The organism is Niastella populi (assembly GCF_002078015.1).
Taxonomy (GTDB): Bacteria; Bacteroidota; Bacteroidia; order Chitinophagales; family Chitinophagaceae; genus Niastella; species Niastella populi.
Genome location: NZ_LWBP01000243.1, coordinates 80,723 through 104,016 on the forward strand (window position 1 = coordinate 80,723; position 23,294 = coordinate 104,016).

Below are 23,294 nucleotides of genomic sequence, written 5' to 3' on the forward strand. Positions count from 1 at the left end.
TTCAGCGTTCGGCATTTAGCGTTTATTTCCTTATTTTACGAGAGAAACGTTTTCACACAGCCATCATTAAAACTGCTTCCGTTTGTCGACAACCACGCCTGCTGCACCTGCCTTTTCAAAAAAGCAGATAACAGTTGCCTTATATACTGCCGCTGTTGCCTTTTTAACCTATGCATGCATCTTCGCTTACCGAAAAGCCTTTACTGTTGCCACTTTCGAAGGACAATCATTCTGGGGTGTCAGGTATCAGACCCTGCTTATCATCAGCCAGGGGCTGGGTTATATGGCCAGTAAATTTTACGGCATCAAATTTATTTCCGAGCTCAAACGGCTGGGGCGCTGGAAAACCAGTTCGGTGCTAATAGGCCTTGCCTGGTTGTGTTTGCTGTTTTTTGCATGGGTGCCGGCTCCCTGGGGCATGCTTTTCCTGTTTGGGAATGGTTTTATGCTTGGTTTTATGTGGGGAATTATTTTCAGTTATGCCGAAGGGCGCCGGGCTACCGATTTTATAGGGGCGGCTATGGCGGTGAGTTTCGTATTTGCGGGTGGGTTTAGCCGGTCGGTGGCAGTGTGGCTGCGCGATAGCTGGCAGGTAGGGGAGCAATGGCTGGGTTTTACAACAGGGCTGGTATTTGCAGTGCCTTTGATCGTTTTTATGTTCCTGTTAGAGCGGGTTCCCCAACCCGATGCGGATGATGTAAAGGAAAGAAGTATGCGGTTGCCCATGACCCGGGAAGACAGAAAGAACTTTTTGCGGTTGTTTGGCGGTGGTGTGGTGGCCGTTGTTATTACGTACCTCTTCCTTACCATAATGCGCGATGTGCGCGACAATTTTATGGCCAATATGTGGAATGAGCTGGGCTATGGGCAAAAGCCCGCGATCTTTACAAAAACAGAAACCATTACATCGGTGGTGGTACTGGTGGTAATGAGTTTGCTGGTGATCATCAGAAAGAACATAAAAGCGCTTCGTTTGATCCATTGGGTAATTGTGGCGGGTTTTTTAATAGCAGGCATTTCATCGGCCCTCTTCCTTACCGGCTACATGCCGGGCGTATTATGGATGCAGCTGGCGGGGTTGGGTTTGTATATGGGATATATTCCTTTTAACTGTATTTATTTCGAACGGCTGATCGCTGCATTCAAAATAACGGGCAATGTGGGGTTCCTGATCTATATAGCCGATGCGTGGGGATATTTGGGCAGCATGTCGGTAATGCTTACAAAAGAAATAGTGGGTTTGCAGTTGACCTGGATCGAGTTTTACCCGGCCAGCGTAGTGATATTTTCTGTAATAGGGGTACTGGCCACCCTGTTTTCCCTGTTTTATTTCAGCGGCAGGTATAAACGAATGATGCCCGAAAAGGAATAAAAGTAAAATGCGCCCGTTTTACCAGGCGCACCTTAATATGATCTACTGAACTATGAGTTGTTGAACAAATTGTTCCCGGGTGGTCTTGTTTACCGATTTCACCATGTAAACACCTTTTTCAAGCTCCTGTGCGGTATTTATTTTTCCGGTGAGTGCGTTTATAAAATTATAGCGCTTCAACAGTCGACCGCTTATGGTGTATACGCTCACTTCCCAATTGCTTCGCTTTGTATTGCTGAATAAAAGGTTGGTAGCACCTTTGGCGGGATTCGGATAAATTCCGGGTGGCGTTCCTTTTTTACTGCCCAGCCTCACTGCATTTATTATCGAAAATTTTGCAGCGCCGTTCTCTTCTACCTGTTTGATCCTGAAAAGAACGGTTTTACCGTTGTCGGTTGGTTGAACCGCGTACGAATAACTATAGGAGCCGGCCTGGGTTGTCTTTCCAGCAAACTGAGCAACGCCTCTAAAAGTTTTCCCGTCAGTACTTTTTTGTAATTCATATTTGCGATTGTTTTTTTCGTTTTGAGTGATCCATTTGATGTCAATAACAGCGTCATTAACTTTGCTGGCTTTGAATGAAGTTATATCGGCTGCGAGAATAATCTGCGGACAATAAGTATATGTTATGTTAAAGTTTACCTCATCCTGTGCCGAGCCGTTGAGATTGTTGTTGATACTGCCCTGCGCCGCGGAATAGGTTGAAGTGGCATAATCGAACATAACTGTACCAGAACCAAAGAAATCGGCGGTATTTGATAATGTATAATTGATGTCATTCTTATTTAAAACGTACAAAGGGCCCTGTTGCGTATAATCTGGGCCAGAATCAGGAACGCCATCTGAACCGCCAAGGGTAAAATACCCATATTGCTTCTGAAAGGAGTTCGTGAGGGGCGACATCAGCGCATTACTGCTGATCTCATCATCACGGAACACCCGTACGCGATAATTGTTCACCGGGTTGGATTCCCCGTTTTCAAGACTGAAATTGTACACCAGCGTTACTTTAGTGTTGATCTTTACCTCGGTAAGGGTGCCGAGCGTAGGGTCAAATTGCGGGAAAGTAAAGCTGTAAAGTGAATTACCCAATGCATTTACCGTAGTATCGTACGAAAGCGTACTTACATTGCCCGCGTCGCATTGTGCCTGGCTTTTAAATGCCAAAAGTAAGATCAGGGGTATTAAAACCGTCCGGTTCAGCATTTTCATAGAAATTGGATTGCCAAAGTAACGGTGGGAATTATTACACAGTGATAGCGCCGGATCGGTATTCAGAACAATTAAATAGTTCTATTTAGCAAGGACGGGGGAAGTGTAGTAAGTTGGTCCCGTTCTCAACCTGTATTTCATTATCACTCTCTTCCTGTATTTCATTATCCCATTATCAAATTATCACATTAGCTAATTAATCCCTTTTCGCCTCTACCGTAAAACCAATGGTAGTGCCAACATCGGGGGTGCTGCGTACGTGAATGCTTTGTCCGTGCGCTTCAATAATATGTTTACAAATGGCGAGGCCGAGGCCGGTGCCGCCTTTATCGCGGCTGCGGGCGGTATCGGTACGGTAAAAGCGTTCGAAAATGCGGGGCAGGTGCTCTTCTTCGATACCAATTCCATCATCGCTGATTTCAACCAGCACATGCTGATCGTCGGTGTCGTAAATACTGGCGACTATATTCCCGTTTTGTTTGCCGTATTTGGTGGCATTTTCAACCAGGTTGATAAGTACCTGCTTAATTTTTTCCTTGTCGGCAAAAACCGTGATGGGCGCTTCGCAGCCTTTTTTGATAATGGTGCGAATGTTCTTACCCTGCGTTTTTATCGATAAGGAGTCGTAAACTTCGCGAATAAGGTCCTGGATGATGAAATTCTGTTTGGCCAGTAGTTGTTCGCCCCGTTCGAGCTTTGAGATCTCATCGAGGTCGTTCATCAGGTTCACCAGCCGGTCGACGTTCTTGGCGGTATTTTCGAGAAATCTTTTCCTGATCGCTTCCTCATTTACCCCGTCGAGCAGGGTATCTACATAACCCTGAATGGCAAATATGGGCGTTTTGAACTCGTGGGCAAGGTTCTGCAGGAATTCTTTGCGGTAAGCTTCATTCTGCTGAAGCATTTCAATTTCGCGGTTGCGGCGTTCGCCCCATTCCTCCACATCGGCCCGCACCTCATCGATGCTTTTTTGGGGAAGAATGTACTTGAAATACATCTCTTCCTTTTTGGTGGCCTTGGTTTGATAAATGAGTTTGTAGATCAGTTTTATTTTGCGGTAAATAAACCTTTCCATGGTTACCAGAATAAGCCAGTACCCGCCGGCAAAAATGGCCACCAGCGAACCCAGGCCGGCTTTCCAGTTAAGCGTAAGGGCGAATATCCCTAAAGCTATAGGAACAGCTAATATGCCGGCTGTAAAAGCGGCTAACTGTCGTGGTGAGAGGTTTTTTGCTGAAGACATAGAAAACCAATGTGATAATTTGCTAATGTGCTGATGTGCTAATGGAAAACCAGGCTCTTTGTAAATTAGCAAATTAGCTAATTATCTCATTATCACATTGTGAATTTGTATCCAACTCCTTTAACGGTGGTGATACAATCTATGCCGAGCTTTTGGCGGATCTTCCTGATATGTACATCGATGGTACGGTCGCCTACGATCACGTCGTTGCCCCAGATCTGGTTAAGGATCTCGTTTCGCAGGAAAACACGGCCGGGTTTAGATGCCAGGAGGTAAAGTAATTCAAATTCTTTTTTAGCGAGTACCACCGCTTTACTATCGACCTTGGCTTCAAACTTAACGGGGTCAATTTCGAGGTTATCGATCTTGATCACTTTTTCTTCCGGTTCTTTGTTGATACGGCGGAAGATGGCATGTATGCGGCTTACGAGTATTTTGGGACTAACCGGTTTGCTGATGTAATCGTCGGCGCCGGTTTCGAGGCCCTTGACGTGCGAGCTTTCATCGCTGAGGGCGGTGAGGAAAACGATAACGGTATCTTTAAATGCCGGTTGGGCACGTAATATTTCGCAAACCTCCACCCCGTTCTTGCGGGGCATCATGATATCCAGGATGATTAGGTCGGGCTGACTTAACTTGGCTTTTTGAATGGCATCGTCCCCATTATTAGCCGTTACGATCTCGTATCCCTCCTTGTTAAGATTATACCGGATAATCTCAACTATATCAGGCTCGTCATCTGCAATCAGGATCTTGCCTTTAGCATTCATTAAATTAAAAATTTTGGCAAACCTACTTGAAATGGTGCTTTCCTGTAAATGATAATATTGAGTTCACAATTTGTTAATATGAAGAAAGGTAAAAATAAGACAGAAAAAGCGGGAAATAAAATGGGGCAAAATGGCCACACAATGATGTACTGTATTGAATTTCAGCAGCGTAATGAAGCAGTTTGAATTGCTTTGCCGGCAACAGGTTCGAAAAGCTGCAACAGGCCGCAAGGTTCAGGCCAATGTCATTAATTGCAAATGATCAATAAGCTATCAATTGCCTCGTGTTCATTCTATGCATCAACCCCGTAACAGGTTCACACGGGAAGCTCAGGTCATGGAACCCGTTACTTAATCAGCCGCCTGACCCCGGGAAACCGGTGCCCTGAAATTTCTTAATTCCGGACCCTGGCTGTCAACTTGTTAACATCTCTTTATAGGGGCAGGCACTGCCAACCTTTCAACTTTCTTTACTACCTTACGCCTGAAATCACTGTTTTTTTAATGTAGCAGCATGCTGACCTGGCCGGTAATGAACGGAAAAAAGGAAAAACAGACCGGCCGGTGTTTCATATAACCCCCGAACCAGGACAAAATGGCGTATATGGGTCCTGGTCGCATATCGGTTGAAAATGAAACCGGCCTGTACAACCCTTTGGTCATATTTTTGCTCTACCCCTTATAGATGTGCAGCATATGAGGATACCTATACACTTTATTATACCTTTTTTACTTCTTGGGCAGATCGGTCTTGCGCAAACGGCAGTTTCATTGAAAGTGCCCATGGAACGCGAAATATGGCACGGCAATATCGATAAACAGCAAAAAAGAGTTATCCAGCTAAATAACCAGGGCAAGATCTCGGCCGATACCACCATCAGCCTGCAAATTCTCGATGCGCTGCAACGCGGTGTTGACGAGCTGCAGGCACAGGTTGAAATGGATTCCACCCTAAAAAGTAATGATAAGGTCAGGTACCTGCGCAGTATCGAGATCCTGCTGCGCGGATATACGGGTAGCCTGAACCGCCGCGATTTTCCCGCTTCGCTGGCGCCTGCCCTTATCAAAGCGTTCTCCCAATGCATCGAGCTCGACAAACAAAATAAAAGTTTTGCAACTGTCATCGAAAACAATGATTACGGCGTAGCCAAATTGTTGCTCGATTGTTTTAAACAGTACCTCGATTCAAACCCGGGCATGGTTGCCTCGCGTACCATGCTGATGCGCAAATACCTTACCCTGCATCCCGAAATGATAATGCCCGAGCTGGCTAAAAATCCCAATGCTCCTTTTGCCGACAGCCTGATAAAAGTGGCGTTGAGCACGGATATTCGCAAGGTATATGATTATGCCCAGGCCAAGAACGCCCTGAGCGAACGCATCCGCAATCACAGCGACTCTGCAGTACAACTGGTTGCCCGTATAGCTGCCAGTAAAAGCGGCCAGTTATACTTTCCCTTTCTCGATAACCTGTTGCGCGGCAATATCACCCTCGGCGCTATCGATAGCGTAAAAGATAATGAGCTGAGCTATTTCCGCCTTATGGTAAAAACGAGGATTGAATACGTACAACGCTCGTTACCGCCGTATAACGAAACCGCCAATCAAATGCAGGCCCTGGTAGAAATGATGTCGCGCAAGGCGCGGGATTATTTCATCAGGGAGATCAATGCGCTGCACAGTGTTTCAAACGAAAACGTACGGTTCAAACGCCTTGAAGGATTGACCGCCCAGGAATTGTACTACCTGGCGGTATTGGGAGAAAATGAAATTTATACTTCCAGTTATACCCGCGGTGTATATCCCCGCATCTGGCAACGCATGGCCCACCCACGCGGCGATAGTTTGATCATGAGCGTGAATGGCGATTACTTCAGGAAGTTCATTAAGATGGCCGCCGGTTATAATGAACTGAACGACTTTTTGGGCAGAATGGATAAGCAGAATGCCGAAACGATGATGAAGGCCTTTGTGATCGGTTTGGAAAAGCCACGAAAAATGAATGACCTTGAAGATGCGGTTGACGTTGCCGATTCGTACAGCAGCATCATGGACAAGAATAAGGAACTGGCAGCATTTATTTTGAATGAAGTGAATGTGAGCCATATCAAAAATGTACAGGATAATAATAAACGAGGTATGGTTATCTATAACCTCCTGCGCATTTTATTCGAGTCGGCCGATACAACAAAGAAAGTTGATCTGAGCACCCTACTGGGCATACCTTCCATTTATGGTAAAGATTACAGCAATCTTACCGATGATAGCGGCCGGGTTGTGCAACAGGTATTCTTTTACGGCGACGAAGATAAAGATGGTCAACATTCTTATGTCAGCTTTATGAGCCTGTTCCGCGGTAAACCGGGCTGGCGGGTCGACGAAAGAAAACCCGAGTGGACCACCATTACTTCTACCAAAGGCAAACCCGTTTTGATCTTTGCCAATAAGCCATTGTATGGCGAAGATGACCCCGATGATAAAGCGCAGAATAAATTAATAGAGTATATGCAGGGCCGTGACCTCACCCCTACCATGGTGGTGCACCGGGGGCACAGTTATCACCTGCCAACCACATTGCGCAAGCTGCCCGAAAGCGCACGCATTGTGGTGCTGGGATCGTGCGGTGGTTATAATAACCTGAATGAAGTGCTGACGGCTTGTCCCGATGCGCACATCATTTCTTCAAAACAGGTGGGCACCATGAACGTTAACGATCCCATTTTGCAGGCTATCAATGAAAGGTTGCTGACAGGCAGGAATATTGACTGGATAAATATGTGGCGTGAGCTGAGCAGAAAGTTTGCAACCGGAGCTGCCAAAGAAAAGTTCGACGATTATATTCCTCCATATAAAAACCTCGGTGCTATTTTCATTAAAGCTTATCGTAAAGCGATGGGCGAGTAAATGGTTTGTGGTTTATGGTTTGTTGTTTGTGGTTGTCACTACCGGCAAGTTGTTGCCATTACCTGAAGTTCGCGAATTAAAGAACTGCAAACCCGCTTTAACAGCCTGTTAAATATTTTGCAGACTGCAAAATTCAGGGGATAACAACAAACTACAAACAACAAACCCCAAACTAAAATCCTATTTTTGCAAACTCGTTATGGCAGGAAAAAGTAAGGGGAAGATCATATTCGATTTGAGTTTACTGAAGCGGGTATTTCAGTATGCAAAGCCCTATAAAACGAAATTCATATTTTCGGTAGTAATGGCTATCCTGCTGGCCGTTATATCTCCCGTACGGCCCTGGCTTATTCAGGTAACCATCAACGATTATGTTCAACAGGGCGTAACCGCCGGCGCAAAAACAACAAAACTATCTATTGAAGAAGTGATCATCTGGATCACCGTTCTGCAAATAGGGTTACTGTTGCTTGAAACCGCTTTCCGTTTTTATTTCTCCTATTTAACGGCGTGGCTGGGTCAAACCGTGGTAAAAGACCTGCGGGTTAATGTATACCGGAAAATTTTGAAGCTTAACCTGTCGCAGTTCGATACCACCCCCATAGGTACTTTAACTACCCGCACCATCAATGATATTGAAGCCATCAACGATATTTTTTCCGACGGGCTTATACCCATTATCGCCGACCTGTTATCGATCATAGCAGTGCTCATTTTTATGTTCTGGGTCGACTGGCGGTTGACGCTTATCAGCCTGGCCTCATTTCCCTTTTTATTGATAGCCACCTATTTCTTCAAGGAAAGCGTAAACAAGTCATTCATAAGAGTACGCAACGCGGTAGCCAACCTCAATGCATTTGTGCAGGAACATATTACCGGTATGGCTATTGTGCAGGCATTTGCTGCGGAAGACAAAGAGTTCAAAAAGTTCAACGCAATTAATAAAGAGCACCGCAATGCCAACATCAATGCCATCTTCGCCTATTCGGTGTTTTTTCCCGTTGTGGAAATAGTGCTGGCGGTGGGCACCGGTTTAATGGTATGGTGGGCGGCAACGCATGCATTGGATATTTATAAAGACGATCCGGCGGCCGGCCAGGTGCTCATAGGTAAAATGTTCTCCTTTTTCCTTTGCCTTAACCTGCTGTTCAGGCCATTGCGGGTAATTGCCGATAAGTTCAATGTGTTGCAAATGGGTATGGTGGCCAGTGAGCGTGTATTCAAGGTGCTGGATAATAAGGATGTGATAAAGACTGAAGGCACCTTCGAGCCAAACATGGTAAAAGGTAAGATCACCTTTGAGAATGTATCATTTGCATATGTTGAAGACCGCTATGTATTGAAGAATCTGTCTTTCGAGGTAAAACCCGGCGATACGGTGGCTTTAGTGGGCCATACCGGCAGCGGTAAAACCTCTATAATCAGCCTGTTGAACCGGCTGTACCATATACAACAGGGTGCTATAAAGATCGATGATGTAAAAGTGGAGGACTACAAATTGGAGGCCCTGCGCAGGCAAATAGGCGTAGTGCTGCAGGATGTATTCCTGTTCTCGGGTTCGGTGCTGGATAATATTACCCTGCGTAACCCCGCCATTTCGCGGGAACAGGTGATAGCAGCCGCCAAAATGATTGATATGCACGATTTTATAATGCAGTTGCCGGGCGGGTACGATTATAATGTAATGGAGCGGGGCGGAAGCCTTTCGCTCGGTCAGCGCCAGTTACTGTCATTTATCAGGGCTTTATTATATAATCCATCCATACTGATCCTCGACGAAGCCACTTCGTCGGTAGACACTGAGAGCGAGTTGTTGATACAGCGGGCTATCGATAAACTGATCGCCGGCCGTACCTCGATCGTCATTGCCCACCGCCTGTCGACCATTCGCAAGGCAAGCAAAATAATCGTGCTCGACAAGGGCGAGATCAAAGAAATGGGCACCCACGACGAACTGATCGCCCACCAGGGCTTTTATTTCAAACTTCACCAGATGCAGTTCGAAAAACACATTCCGGTTCCGTAACAGGGAGCCATGCTTTTAAAACCTGTTAGTGATGGCATCAGCTATTCATATGTTTATTTATTTCATATGAATGACTGTATGAATTTGTACAGGCCTTTTCCGGCCCTGAACAATAACTCGTTTTATTCAAACACAGACAAAGTGCACACCAAACGCAGACCAAGCCCAGACCAAATGCAGGCAAAATCAGGGGTATACACGGGTTTGGTTTGGGTTTGGCAACTGTTTAATATAAGTTTAAGTGAGATCAGATATTGACCTGGTATGGCTAAGGGTAAGAGACAGGAGGCGGTAAATGGTAAAACACACCCCTGATTTTTAAGCAGAATTGTTATTTTCTGATATATGTGGTAAATAATAATATGATGTTTTTGAAGATATAAGGATTCAAAGGGGCTAAAATCCACCAAACACAGGACAGTACTGGACAGGTGTTGAATAAATTACTTTGATTATTGGTGCGTTTTTGACTTTCCGCTACTTATCTTTGCGCAAAATTTAAAACAGGTATGCTGGTCAGAAGCGTCAAATCCTTATTGGTAGCGGTTTTCAGCCTGAGTTTATTGGTTTCGCCACTTTTGCTGGTTGCACAGCCTGAAGGTGATAATCATCAGGGTGGTGCGCATCACGAAGCGGGAGCCGAAGAAGAAGAAAAGCTCGATCCTGCCAAAACGATCATTGAACACGTTTCTGATGGTCATGAGTTTCATTTCTTTGAAGTAAGCAAGCATTCTTTTTCTATTCCGTTACCTATTATTTTGTACTCTCCTGAGAAGGGGTGGACGTCGTTCATGTCTTCCAAATTTCACCATGGTACAGAAGCACACCAGGGGTATGTATGGATCACTGATCATTGGAGAGCACACAATCCGGAGATTGGCAAATTAAAAAGCGCAGATGGTAAATTCATTTACCCAAATGAGAAGATCTATGCGTTAGGTGCAGATGGTAAACCGGATCTCAATGCCAAAGTATACGACTTTTCGTTAACGCGTAACGCTACACAGGTGATCATCTCAGTTATTCTGCTGATATTGATGATGACCAGTATTGCGAAAAAATATAAAAAAGGGATCGGGCATACGAGCGCTCCCAAAGGTTTTCAAAATGCGGTTGAGCCGGTAATCACTTTCGTAAGAGACGATGTGGCCAAAGCCAACCTCGGCCATAGCTACGAAAGGTACATGCCCCTGTTGCTGACCATTTTCTTCTTTATTCTTATCAATAACCTGATTGCGTTGGTGCCCGGAACGGCGAACGTGCCTGGTAATATTGCCTTTACCGCGATATTGGGTATTATTTCATTTATCGTTATCCTGTTCAGCAGCAACAAACATTTCTGGGGGCATATTTTCAACCCGCCTGTGCCCATCGGTGTAAAACCAATTTTGATCCCTGTAGAGATCATGGGTATATTCACCAAGCCTTTCGCGCTGATCATTCGTCTTTTCGCCAACATGATCTCGGGTCACGTTATCATTTTGGCCTTCATATGTTTGATTTTCATTTTTGGCGCCATGAATAAAGCCCTGGCTTTTGGAACTTCACCATTCTTTATAGCAATGGCCGTGTTCATTTATGTAATAGAGGTGCTGGTTGCCTTTTTACAGGCGTATATTTTCTGTAACCTGACAGCGGTATTTATCGGTCAGGCGTTTGAGGGTGGTCACGATCATGATGATGTTCCCGGACATGGAGATCCGGTAGTAGTGTAAACCAAGCTCTTTTTTAATTATAAACACAAGTATCATGAATTTGATGACTATTCTGTTGGAAGTTCAACCTGGTTATGGTGCAATCGGCGCTAGCCTGGCTGCGATTGGTGCCGGTATCGGTATCGGTCAGATCGGTAAAGGCGCTGTAGAATCAATTGCCCGTCAACCAGAAGCAACTAACGACATTCGTGCTACCATGATCCTGGCTGCGGCCCTCGTAGAAGGTGTTGCCCTTCTGGCTGCTGTTGCTGGTCTGCTGGCTGTATTCCGCTAGTAGGTGGTCACGTAAAAACAGTACTGCATTCAATGCAAAGGGCGGCGAATGCAGTATTTTTCTCTAAAAAGCTATAACTATACCATAAATATCAATTTAATATGGAATTACTTACCCCCGGATTAGGCTTATTAGTGTGGAATTTAATCGCGTTTTTGATCCTTTTGATCATTCTGGGAAAATTCGCCTGGAAGCCTATTTTGAAGTCACTGAAAGAGCGTGAAACCGGTATTGCCGATTCACTGGCAACCGCTGAAAGGGTAAAAGCTGAAATGGCTCAACTGAAAAGTGAGAACGAGGCCCTGCTTGCCAAAGCCCGTGAAGAAAGAGCGCAACTGCTGAAAGAGGCCCGTGATACAAAAGACAGGATCATTGCAGAGGCAAAAGAGCAGGCGAAGGTAGAAGCCGGCAAGATCATCGCTGATGCCAATGTGGCTATTCAACAGCAAAAGATGGCTGCCATCACCGATGTAAAGAACCAGGTTGGTGCGTTGGTAATTGACGTGGCTGAGAAAGTGCTGCGTCGCGAGCTTACCGACAAAGGACAACAGGAAAAATACATTAAAGAACTGGCTGAAGAAGTAAAGCTTAATTAATTAGCTGATGTGATAATTCGATAATGTGATAATGAATACAAACTCATTGCACATACCGAATTACGCAAGGGCTGAAAAAATAGTTGTAAAAAGTGAGGTGTGGTAATAGTTAGCGGTCTCGAAAATTGGGTCATTATCGAATTATCACATTATCAAATTATCACATTATGCCAAACCCTCGTTTAGCGGCGCGTTATGCAAAAAGTTTGATTGACCTGGCCAACGAAAGGAACCAGGTTGAAACGGTGTATCAGGATATGCAGTTCCTGCAGGCGCTTTGCAAAGATAGTCGCGATTTTTTGGTGCTGCTGCGCAGCCCCATTGTAAAGGCTGATAAAAAAAGCGTAATTGTCGAAGCAGTTACCAAAGGAAGGATCAGCGACATTACCGCTGCTTTCAACCGGCTGCTTATTACCAAAGGCCGCGAATCGAACCTGCCTGAGATCATTGTTGCATTTATAGACCAGTACAAAAAGCAAAAAGGTATTCACACTATAAAGCTTACGACTGCCGTACCTGTTACCGAAGAGGTAAAAAAGCAGCTTATAAGCCAGATTCAGAAGCAAACCAACCTGAGCAATATCGACCTGAAGGCTACCGTAAATGCGGATATCATCGGCGGATTTGTGCTTGAGATTGGCGATACGCTGGTTGATGCCAGCATTGTGTACGATCTGAACAAGATCAAGGCGCAATTCATGAATAATGATTTTATTTATAAGATAAGATAGTTAACACACACTCAAAAACTATAAACGGTTATATATGGTAGAGATAAAACCCGATGAGATATCTGCGATATTGCGTCAGCAATTGAGCAACTTTAACGCTGCGGCCGACCTGGAGGAAGTGGGTACTGTATTGCAGGTGGGTGATGGTATCGCCCGCGTATACGGTTTAAATAATGTACGTTCCGGTGAACTGGTTGAGTTTGAGAACGGGGTACGTGCCATTGCCCTTAACCTTGAAGAAGACAACGTGGGTGTGGTATTGATGGGTGAAAGCGGTGATATTAAAGAAGGTGCTAAAGTACGCCGCACCGGCAAGATCGCGTCTATTAACGTAGGCGAGGGCATGCTGGGCCGCGTGGTAAATACATTGGGTGAGCCCATCGATGGTAAAGGACCCATCACCGGCGACAGATACGAAATGCCCCTGGAGCGTAAAGCGCCTGGTGTAATTTACCGTGAGCCGGTAAAGGAGCCACTGCAAACTGGTTTGAAAGCCATTGACGCCATGATCCCCATCGGCCGCGGACAACGTGAGCTGATCATCGGTGACCGTCAAACCGGTAAAACCGCCATCGCGGTTGACACCATCATCAACCAGAAAGAATTTTTCGCTGCCGGAAAACCGGTGTTCTGTATATATGTTGCCATCGGTCAGAAAGCATCAACCATTGCCGGTGTGATGAAGACCCTGGAAGACAACGGTGCAATGGCCTTTACAACAATCGTAGCGGCTTCAGCCTCTGATCCTGCTCCGTTACAGTTCTACGCGCCATTTGCCGGTGCCGCTATCGGTGAGTTCTTCCGCGATACCGGCCGCCCGGCCCTGATCATTTATGATGATCTGTCAAAACAGGCCGTAGCTTACCGCGAGGTGTCGCTGTTGCTGCGCCGTCCCCCTGGCCGTGAAGCTTATCCCGGTGACGTATTCTACCTGCACAGCCGTTTGCTCGAGCGCGCTGCGAAAGTGATCAACGACGATTCTGTGGCAAAGAACATGAACGATTTGCCTGAATCGATAAAACACCTGGTAAAAGGTGGTGGTTCACTCACCGCATTGCCTATCATCGAAACACAGGCCGGTGACGTGTCGGCCTACATTCCTACAAACGTGATCTCGATCACCGATGGACAGATCTTCCTTGAGTCGAACCTGTTCAACGCAGGTATTCGTCCGGCCATCAACGTAGGTATCTCTGTAAGCCGTGTGGGTGGTAACGCGCAGATCAAATCGATGAAGAAAGTGGCTGGTACACTGAAGCTCGACCAGGCCCTGTACCGCGAAATGGAGGCCTTCTCCAAATTCGGTGGTGATCTCGATGCCGCTACCAAACTGGTACTTGATAAAGGTGCCCGTAACGTGGAGATCCTGAAACAACACCAATACTCGCCTTTCGCCGTAGAAAAGCAGGTGGCTATCATTTACCTGGGTACGCAAGGTTTGTTGCGTGAAGTACCTGTTAAGAAAATGAAAGAGTTTGAAGAACACTTCCTGATGGAAATGGAAAACAAACTGCCAGATGTACTGGTTGAGTTCAAAAAAGGTAACTTACCTGATGATGGTATTAAGAAAATGGTTAATCTGGCCAACACCCTGATACCCCAGTACAAAGCATAACAAGTATTGTTATACGATATATTTGAAAGGGCCGCTCCGAATAGGGGTGGCTTTTTTACTTAAGGCTGAACGCTGAACGCTTAAGGCTTAACGCGGAAAGCAGTTGATAAGTTGAAAGAGGTGATAAAGGCGAGTGGCAAGTAGTTAGTGGCAAGTAGGGAATTACAGGGTGCGGCGGAAAATCGCGAGTCACGATAAGCGGGTCATTGCCGATTCACATCCTGCCCCGATGAAGTCGGGGATTACCGGAAAGAAACGGAGGTTCGAAATTAGGACACCCTTTCACGTTTCACGTTTGCCGTTTCACGGATTAGTACCAGCGTAAAAAAAAATGTAAAAAAGTAATATTACTATTGCATAATCGAATTGCAGTTTCGATATTTGTGCATCGATCAGCGTTGCTGATATGATTCTCTCCCAATCTCCTGTTCAGAACCGTACCTGTATCTTCCGTTTCTATTATTACCCCAATGTTCCGTGAAAACTATTGTTCCGGTTACCCGATTTACCTGTGAATTACTTTGTTCCGGTCCCTTTTAAACGTATCTGTGCAAGCATGTACCTTTTGAAACACATAAGTATAAGAGTTTATTCAGTATTCGATCAACTGATTGTTACACTGGTTCTTACTACGTCTGCATGTTTGTTCTCATATACTACTTCTGCCGGTAGTGCTACACAATCGCCGGTAATGCCGGGGGCCGAAATAAACGCCAGTAACGGCCATGTAAACACTAATTTGTTTTATCGTAATTAAAATATATATCAATGGCCGGTTGAAACAGTTCAACCAAAAGGCTTACTTTATTGTAATGTATAAGTTGAAGAATGATCTGAGCAAACCGGTAAATGCCGTTGTATTACCACCCAACCGAAACTGAACTGGTTACGTATTATAATACCGGTGAGGTTGTGCCGAAGTGACTGAAGGTTTTGAATATGTGAAATTGTTAAATGAGTGACGATGGATGCAACGGATCATAATGAAATTGTGTAATAAGTGATATGTATGTATAAAAGTACCCGATGGATAATTGTGCTACCTTAAGCAGTGCGCAAAAAGAAAAGAGATTAAAGAGTTTATTTTAAAGGGTACGATCAACAACGCCGTCCCGTTTCTACGGGATGGTTCTTTTAAACGTTCCATTCCTATCTGAATACCTCAGCCGAAATTCAAGTATCTGAAGCCCTGCTTACAGGCGCTGTAGTTTAACCACCGTCGCTATTTTATTTACGGGAAAATCAAAAATTACATTTACTGCTCCGGCGTAAGCCATGGGCAGTTGATATAAAGAGTTTATTTTAAAGGGTACGATCAACAACACCGTCCCGTTTCTACGGGATGGTTCTTTTTAAAATCGTAACCCTGGTATAACACACCAAATGATTATTACGGACCAGGAGGTAAGAACCGGGATCTTTTGCAGGCGCAAAAGGTCCTGCTCCCGGAACATTATATAAAGGAACATAAGAGTTTATTTTAAAGGGTACGATCAACAACGCCGTCCCGTTTCTACGGGATGGTTTTTTTAAAAAGATCCAAAGAATGACTGCCCGCTCCCAGGGAAAAAGTTCATTGCCCATTGCATTAATATCCGCTGTTAGTGAATTACTAAAATTCCATTTCCTTTTACTGCTCCGATATCGACACTGATTGGGTAACTGTTTGTTTCTTGTTGCTCATCAGAAAAGCCTGTTTACTGCATTGTTTTACCTGATATGTGTTTAAAATAACGTAACAGCATGCTGTTATGGCAGGCGGCTGTTTGTATGCCGCCCCTCCGGGAATTCCGCGTGCTTTCCTATGCGCACGCCATACTGTAACTATTTAAATTTTATCAGATGGTCAACCTTTACCTCAAACCCAATCAACAATTGAATTTTCTGTTTGGCGCTATGCTGGCAATGACATGTATGCTGGTTTCACCTGTTTCATTACAGGCGCAGGGCCTTGAATTTAAAAATGCTTCATTGAAAGAAGGCGATGACGGCAGGGATGGCGCGGTATACCTGTTTCCCAATGTAGCCGATAACGTAAATGGCTATATAAAGATCATTGGCCGTTCACATGCTGCGGTTAAATTATCGTCCATCGATTTAACCAGTACCGGTTTCAGCAAGGCTTTTCAGCCTCATATCGCTTATAAGAACAGATCGGCAGGTAAAAGCGAGCGTGACTGGTGGATGGAATTCGAGATCTCTTTTCTTTCTGCTATCGACAATACGCCGGTAACCATTTCAACTATGGACCTTACAGCGCTTGATATAGACGGTGATGAAAATTATATTAACGAATGGGTGGCGCTGTATGGTTTTCAATCGTACACAACTGAATATCGTACATCATTACAGGTAGATGATCTGCTGGAAAGCATTTTGAACGTCTTGACGCTTACCGGTAAAAAGTTTTCCGGCCCGCTTAAAGATTATTCAGGCATAGATACCAATGCTACCAGGTTGATGACTACCGCTAAATATGTCAATAAGAATAAGTTCAGGGTGCGCGCCGGCGGCCATAGCGACGGCCGCGACATCGATACTGAACGCATGTATGCCTTCTGGTTCAAATCATTTGCCTACCAGGCGCCTGTGAACAGCCCGTTACCGGTAAAACTGACCGCCTTCACAGCAAAGAAGAACGGCAATCAGGCATTGTTGAACTGGAGCACAGAAGTTGAGAAAGACGTAAGTCATTTTGTGATCGAGAGAAGCCTGAACGGGAAAGACTTTACCGATGCCGGTGTTATATTTACTGATGGCAACAACACCGTGAAGAAAGATTATAGCTTTAAAGACGATATAAAGGCCATCACTTCGGGACTTGTGTATTACCGCCTGAAGATGGTTGATATGGATGGAAAGTACGAGCAATCGTCGGTACGTATTATCAGGATCGATGATGGTAATCCGGAACAAAGCATAACCGTTTATCCCAACCCGGTAGCAAATGAAATAAGGGTAACACTGGCAAACAGCTGGCAGAATAGAACGGTGAACATTCAGATCATAAACGCCGGTGGGCAAAACATAAAAAGAATAAGCAATAGCGTACCCGGACAAACAGCTACCGTGAACGTGAGCGCGTTGCCGCCGGGATTGTACCTGGTGCAGGTGTCGGATGGCAGGGAAACGGCCATTCAGCGATTTGTTAAGGTGAAGTAAGCAGTAAGTTGACAAGTAACAGGTTAACAAGCTGACAAGGGGCCTCAAAAGGTCAGTAGCACCTGATTTATAACTTGAAAAGCTATTGATTATCGCTGGTTGTTTTTCAAGTTACATAAAGAACGGGACTTCCCCGGATTGTAAAAGCGCTTTAAAACGATTTAAAAGAAGAAGTCCGAAAGCGGCGTTCGGTTAAGAGCGCCACTTTCGGACTTTTATATTCTTCAGCCTTCCGGCCTGAATTATTTCTTCAACAGTTTTTTCTGATAAACCTGTTCAGAACCTGCTTTCACGTCCAGCACATACATGCCTTTTGCGAGGCCTGCAGGAACGCGAATAAGAACTGAATGGCTACCAACACTTAATTGTTCGGTAGTTGTATACACCTCTTTACCGAGGATATTGATCAGTCTGATGCGAACCTGTTCAGAAGTTTTTAATCTGATCTGAACGTTGATATCGCGCTCGAACGGATTTGGAGTAGCTTCAACAGTGAGGTCGTTGGCATTGAGCCTGATGATACCTGAATAATTGAAGCTGCCGCCTTTTTGATAAACCTTCAGGCGATAGTAGCGAACGGGAGCGAAGGTATGCTCGAGGTCAACGAACTGGTAGCTGTTGGCCGTAACGAGGTTAGTGCCTTTGCCGGCTACTTTGCCACTTGCTTTGAATGCGGTGCCGTTATCAGAGTATTCAACTTCATAATAAGCTACGCTTTCATCGCCGTTCATTGTCCAGTTCAATACAGATTTATTATCGTTCAGGCTGCCTTTAAATTTCAGGTTGTTCAAAGGCAGTACGCCATCAGAGTAGAAGCAGGTAGGTGTTTGGCCGATATTCGTGGGATCGCTTGAGTTTACGAACATTACGTTACCGTCAGCATCGAGCAGGGTAATACGGCTTTGGTTACATACCTGTACGTTAGGCTGGGTTGCAACCCGGAAGGTCACCACAGCAGCATTAACTGCACCGGGTTTAACGATACCGCCGTCTTCGCCGAGGGTATTTACCAGGCGGCCGCCCGAAACAGCATATGGCATTACACCACCGGCAGCATCGGCAACCGGTATATTGTTCAATCTGGTTGTACCTGGCAGGTAAGTGGTGCTTGGTGGAATGTAATCGTACATGTACACACCGGCAGCGTTGATGTTACCGATATTGGTAACTGTAATTACATATTCAACCGTATCGCCACCATTTACTGTTGGGCTGCCATTTATGTTGTGGTAAGTTTTGTCGGCAATGATAGAACTGGCCAGTACCGGGAAACCGCAGGAGCTATAGTCACCGGCATGATAAACGTTTGTAGTAGATGCGTTAACCTTTGTGGCTTGCATTGCTCCAAGGTCAATCCGGTATACGTCGTTATACACCCCGCCGATGTACACCTGGCCTGCAGCATTGATGGCCAGGGCGGCGGTATTTCCCGGCGCGTAAGAACCAACCGTACCCATAAAGGTGGCTACCTTGGTGGTTGGGTTGATCTTATACATGTTACCGCTGTTGGCGATCATATATAACTTACCTGAGCCATCGGCAAAAAGGTCGCCGCCGCCATCATTCAGTACGTCCCTGCTTCCATTGGTAGCAGCGTTGATGAGCGGCCCCATGCGGGTAATATGCGGCACATTGGAAGCGTCAACATAGAACTTAATAAAGTCCTGGCAATTTGATGTAAGCGCGTAGCAAAAGCCATCAGAACCAAAGCCCATACGGTTTACGTTCCAGTCGTTACCGGTAGTTGTTTCCAGCGGGTAACCGGTAAATCTGTATACCCTGCCAGCGCTAAAGTTTAGGTCAACGTAACAAAGTGTTGCGGCGCTGCTGCTGGTATTATTTACGAAATAGATTCTATTGGTATTTACATCATAAGCGATGGCTGCACTGTTACTAAGCAGATCAACCCCCGAACCGCCGAAGTGGCTAATGGTGGCATCTGTGAACGCGTCACGCTGAGGCATGGAGGTACCATTATAAACGGTGCCTGTTCCCTGCCCGTTACTGGTATTTACACTTCTTATGTAATTGAAACTGCCGGATGAAGTGTTAGATGGCGTTACCTGGTAAATAATGTTACAGGCCGACTCCTGGCTCAGGTTGGTTACAACGGTATTGGTAGCCTGAATGGTGGCAACACCGTTTTGGGTGGCATCGATGGTAGCGTTGTTAAAGACGCTTCCGCCGTTAGCCGTAACGAGAACACGAAATACGACGGTACAGGATACACCAGGCGCAAGAATACCAACGCCAAAAGTTGGAGATCTTACATAACTGCCACTGGCCGCAAACGGCATTCTGCCGCTAACGTCAGCAAAAGGCGCACCGTTCATTGTTGTTGAGTTGGGTATATACGATACACCCGCAGGGATGTTATCGTACATCCTGCAGGCAACAAAGTTTTGAGCGGTCATGTTGGTGATATTGATGCGATAAATTAACTCGTCACCAACACCTGCTGTTGTACCGTCGCCACCAGTTGTGAAGTTTTCCACTGTTTTGGAAAAGATAATGTCCTGTGCCTGCATAACCTCAAAGCCAAATAGCAATAAGGTAAAAAGCAGGGCTCTCAAAGGGTAGAATTTAAAATTCATAGGTTCCGGATTTACACATGAAAGTTTTCTAATTTAATTCAGTCATCATAATTAAGAAACAGGCCTCGCACTGCTTCATAAATTATAACCTATATGTTTTCTATTTAATTTTCGATACTTATTCGTTTTGTTTCATTTGTTCGCGGTTTTTAAATGTTATCTATAGTAATTGTATCAGTTGTTCAGTTTCAGGTCAGTCAATATTTATTATTCAAAGTTTTTATGAACGTTGATTGCTTATGGGTACACATGTGCTGTACCAGAGAATTATAACCGGGTAAACTTGTAGCAATGATGAAAGGATTATGCGTTGCAGGGGTTTGGGTTAATAAGAAAAAAATTTCCTTTAACCTTTGGGGTTTTTGCAGGGCAGGGCAGCCTGCTGGGGTCATGCGGCGGCTAAATACACCTAAATGAATAGATGCTATTGAAGGAGTTTTGATCCTTTTCATAGTTTACGGTACGGATATAATCAATTAAAGACGAAAGTTGGCACCTTTTCGCCAATCGTACAACGCAAAAGCACGATGGATATTTTACGGGTAAATATGTACCCAATTTTGAGTGGATGCATTAATATTTATTCAATAGTGAAACAGTTTTTAAATCAACAAGTAACAAATAATGTATTGATTACATTTTATGCAAAAGCGAATTAACTTGTTGATAAACAATAAGATAATTAATTATAAGCACAAATTCCATTCCTGGGAGAATTGGGGATAAGTTCTGGAAATAATTTGGTTTATACTGTAAACTACTTTATGTTTGAAGTACAAATTACAACCAATGCTTCCGATACTTCCACTGCTTGTGTTACTCTTATCCTTCCTGGCAGGTTCGGCCCAAACTGCAGTTTCAGGAAAAATAAAAGATGGAAAAGGCCGCCCCATACAGGGGGCCAGTATAACCATAAAAGATACCTATGACGGCGCTACCAGCGACTCACTGGGCGCTTTTCAATTCAAAACAACCGAAAAGGGCGAACAAACCTTACTGGTAACATCTATAGGTTTCAAACTTCATGAACAAAAGATCATCATCGCCGGTACCGCCCTGCGATTTGATGTAGTACTGAAGCAGGAACCCAATGAGTTGACCGCCGTTACAATTACCGCCGGTTCTTTTGAAGCCAGCGATACCAAACGTACCACCGTGTTGAGCCCGATCGATATTGTTACCACCGCCAGCGCTAATGCCGATGTTACCGGCGCCCTTAAAACGTTACCGGGTGCACAGCAGGTAGGGGAGAGTGAAGGATTGTTTGTTCGCGGCGGTACCGCCCAGGAAACCAAAGTATTTATCGACGGTACCCTGGTGAACAATTTCTTTTTCAGCAGTGTGCCCGATATAGCCCAGCGGGGCCGGTTTTCTCCTTTTATTTTCAAAGGTACCGTATTCAGCGCGGGCGGTTATTCGGCATTGTATGGCCAGGCGCTTTCTTCCGCCCTTATCCTCGAGTCGGTCGACCTGCCCGATCAATCCTCTGCCAGCGTAGGCGTATCAACCGTTGCATTAAATGCCGGTTTTCAAAAGCTATCGAAGAAAAAGAACGCCAGTTGGGGTGTTAATTACAATTATGTGAACCTGATAGCGTCCTTTGCATTGATAAAACAACGTCCCGATAACTTTAAGATCCCTGAGTTTCATAACGCCGACTTTAATTTTCGCGTTAAGACTTCCAAAACAGGAATACTGAAGTTTTATGGCTATTTCAATTATAACCGGCTTGGCGTACGCCGTCCCGATATTGATTCAACCATTCTGAAAAATGCTTTTGATCTTACCAACTTCAACCTGTACGGTAATTTGTCGTGGAAAGAAAAGCTGGGTAAAAAATGGCATTTGTACCTCGGCGCGTCTTATAGCACCAATACCGACAAGATTGGGAACGAACTGCAGGACCAGCATAACCAGGTGGTAACGGCCGCCAGTGAACCGTACGATACCAAAAGCTTTCAGGTAAAGCAATACGGCGACCTGGCTACGATAAAAACAGTACTCGAGCGAAGATTGTATGGTTTAAGCGCCATTCGCTTTGGCGGCGAGTATATGTACTTTACCGATAAAAATGACTTTACCAATAAGTATACTACCAGTTTTATAAATGAGGCCGACGATCACTTTAAAGCTGCGTTTGCCGAAGCGGATGTTTACATAACCAACGACCTGGCAGCTAAAATTGGCGGCCGCTTCGAGCACAGTTCCATAATGGAAAAAACGAACATTGTGCCCCGGGTGTCACTGGCGTATAAAGTAGGCAGTAAATCACAGGCTTCGCTGGCCTATGGCATCTTTTATCAGAAACCAGAGAAAGATTATTTCCTGCGCGGTTATGCCTTTAATGATCTTTTATATACAAAAGCCACCCATTACATAGCCAACTACCAGAAGGTAAGCAAAGATTACACATTGCGCATAGAAGGCTTTTATAAAAAGTACGAGCATCTGATAAAAACGTATGGCAACAATAACAGTGGTATAATAGACAGTATCGGCAATGACGGTTTTGGCGATGCCAAAGGTATTGAACTGTTCTGGCGCGATCGTAAGACCCTGAAGAATGTCGATTACTGGATCTCGTATTCTTACCTCGATACAAAAAGAGATTACTTGAATTACCCGTATGCCATTCAACCTAATTTTGCCGCTACCCATACTGCCAGCCTGGTAGTGAAAAAGTTCGTTACCAAGTTAAAGACGCAGTTCAACGGTTCATATACTTTTGCTACGGGCAGGCCTTATTATAATATACGATATAACAACAGCGCCGGTAAGTTCCTGATTGCCGATCAGGGAAAAACCATCGCCTACAACAGCCTTAGCTTTAGCGTTAATTATTTACCTAACATCGGCAATCCAAAAGCAAAAAGATTTGCGGTATGGGTGTTTTCTGTTAACAATGTTTTAGGCAGCGATCAGATATTTGGTTATAACTATTCTTACAACGGCTTGCGAAAAGATCCCATTCTGCCAACTTCCCGGCGGTTCTTCTTTCTGGGATGTTTTCTGAGTTTTGGGGTCGACAGAAGTGATGACGTTATCAACAGCAATTTGTAATAACAGAACGATAATCACAA

At 44.9% G+C, this 23,294-nt stretch carries 16 protein-coding genes; 10 read left to right on the top strand and 6 right to left on the bottom strand.

The window, feature by feature from the left end:
* Window positions 1-82 precede the first annotated feature (82 nt).
* Entirely contained in the window at window positions 83-1,372 is a 1,290-nt protein-coding gene (locus tag A4R26_RS31355; RefSeq protein WP_081170617.1) for a DUF5690 family protein, read from the top strand.
* A gap of 42 nt (window positions 1,373-1,414) precedes the next feature.
* On the opposite strand, the gene A4R26_RS31360 is transcribed toward A4R26_RS31355, so the two are convergent.
* From A4R26_RS31360 to A4R26_RS31370, 3 genes are all read right to left on the bottom strand, one after another.
* A complete protein-coding gene (locus tag A4R26_RS31360) occupies window positions 1,415-2,584 on the bottom strand; it encodes a choice-of-anchor E domain-containing protein (RefSeq protein ID WP_081170619.1) in 1,170 nt (389 codons plus the stop codon).
* Window positions 2,585-2,780: 196 nt separating this feature from the next.
* Window positions 2,781-3,827, bottom strand: a complete 1,047-nt coding sequence (locus tag A4R26_RS31365; protein WP_081170621.1) for a sensor histidine kinase — start codon at window positions 3,825-3,827, stop codon at window positions 2,781-2,783.
* A 92-nt stretch (window positions 3,828-3,919) separates the two neighbouring features.
* On the bottom strand, window positions 3,920-4,597 hold the full coding sequence (locus A4R26_RS31370) for a response regulator (protein WP_081170622.1): 678 nt from the start codon (window positions 4,595-4,597) through the stop codon (window positions 3,920-3,922).
* 696 nt (window positions 4,598-5,293) lie between these two features.
* On the opposite strand from A4R26_RS31370, the gene A4R26_RS31375 reads away from it, so the two are divergent.
* The 7 genes from A4R26_RS31375 (at window position 5,294) to atpA (ending at window position 14,458) form a co-directional block, all read left to right on the top strand.
* Window positions 5,294-7,501, top strand: coding sequence for a hypothetical protein (locus tag A4R26_RS31375; RefSeq protein ID WP_133054840.1), 2,208 nt, complete (start codon window positions 5,294-5,296; stop codon window positions 7,499-7,501).
* A 199-nt stretch (window positions 7,502-7,700) separates the two neighbouring features.
* The gene (locus A4R26_RS31380) at window positions 7,701-9,527 is read left to right on the top strand and encodes an ABC transporter ATP-binding protein (RefSeq protein ID WP_081170626.1); all 1,827 of its coding nucleotides are present in this window, start codon (window positions 7,701-7,703) and stop codon (window positions 9,525-9,527) included.
* Between the two features lie 509 nt (window positions 9,528-10,036).
* Window positions 10,037-11,242 (top strand): F0F1 ATP synthase subunit A, encoded by a 1,206-nt coding sequence (gene atpB / locus A4R26_RS31390; protein WP_081170630.1) that lies wholly within the window; start codon window positions 10,037-10,039, stop codon window positions 11,240-11,242.
* Window positions 11,243-11,276: 34 nt separating this feature from the next.
* Complete coding sequence (gene atpE / locus A4R26_RS31395) at window positions 11,277-11,516, top strand: ATP synthase F0 subunit C (protein ID WP_014223036.1); 240 nt, start codon at window positions 11,277-11,279, stop codon at window positions 11,514-11,516.
* Window positions 11,517-11,617: 101 nt separating this feature from the next.
* A complete protein-coding gene (gene atpF, locus A4R26_RS31400; RefSeq protein ID WP_081170632.1) occupies window positions 11,618-12,112 on the top strand; it encodes a F0F1 ATP synthase subunit B in 495 nt (164 codons plus the stop codon).
* Window positions 12,113-12,279: 167 nt separating this feature from the next.
* Window positions 12,280-12,843: an ATP synthase F1 subunit delta gene (gene atpH / locus A4R26_RS31405; protein ID WP_081170634.1), complete on the top strand. Its 564-nt coding sequence runs from the start codon at window positions 12,280-12,282 to the stop codon at window positions 12,841-12,843.
* Between the two features lie 34 nt (window positions 12,844-12,877).
* Window positions 12,878-14,458 (top strand): F0F1 ATP synthase subunit alpha, encoded by a 1,581-nt coding sequence (atpA, locus tag A4R26_RS31410; RefSeq protein ID WP_081170636.1) that lies wholly within the window; start codon window positions 12,878-12,880, stop codon window positions 14,456-14,458.
* A 603-nt stretch (window positions 14,459-15,061) separates the two neighbouring features.
* Here the strand turns inward: atpA and A4R26_RS35940 are convergent.
* Window positions 15,062-15,193, bottom strand: coding sequence for a hypothetical protein (locus A4R26_RS35940; protein ID WP_278248463.1), 132 nt, complete (start codon window positions 15,191-15,193; stop codon window positions 15,062-15,064).
* A 1,107-nt stretch (window positions 15,194-16,300) separates the two neighbouring features.
* Here A4R26_RS35940 and A4R26_RS31420 point away from each other — a divergent pair.
* A complete protein-coding gene (locus A4R26_RS31420; RefSeq protein WP_081170640.1) occupies window positions 16,301-17,620 on the top strand; it encodes a T9SS type A sorting domain-containing protein in 1,320 nt (439 codons plus the stop codon).
* A 242-nt stretch (window positions 17,621-17,862) separates the two neighbouring features.
* Here the strand turns inward: A4R26_RS31420 and A4R26_RS31425 are convergent, their stop codons facing one another.
* Window positions 17,863-20,214 (bottom strand): T9SS type A sorting domain-containing protein, encoded by a 2,352-nt coding sequence (locus A4R26_RS31425; protein WP_081170643.1) that lies wholly within the window; start codon window positions 20,212-20,214, stop codon window positions 17,863-17,865.
* Window positions 20,215-20,411: 197 nt separating this feature from the next.
* A complete protein-coding gene (locus tag A4R26_RS31430) occupies window positions 20,412-20,666 on the bottom strand; it encodes a hypothetical protein (RefSeq protein WP_133054841.1) in 255 nt (84 codons plus the stop codon).
* A 337-nt stretch (window positions 20,667-21,003) separates the two neighbouring features.
* On the opposite strand from A4R26_RS31430, the gene A4R26_RS31435 reads away from it, so the two are divergent.
* Window positions 21,004-23,274 carry a TonB-dependent receptor gene (locus tag A4R26_RS31435; protein ID WP_081170647.1) on the top strand — a complete coding sequence of 757 codons (2,271 nt, stop codon included), beginning with the start codon at window positions 21,004-21,006 and terminating at the stop codon, window positions 23,272-23,274.
* The last annotated feature ends 20 nt before the right edge of the window (window positions 23,275-23,294 follow it).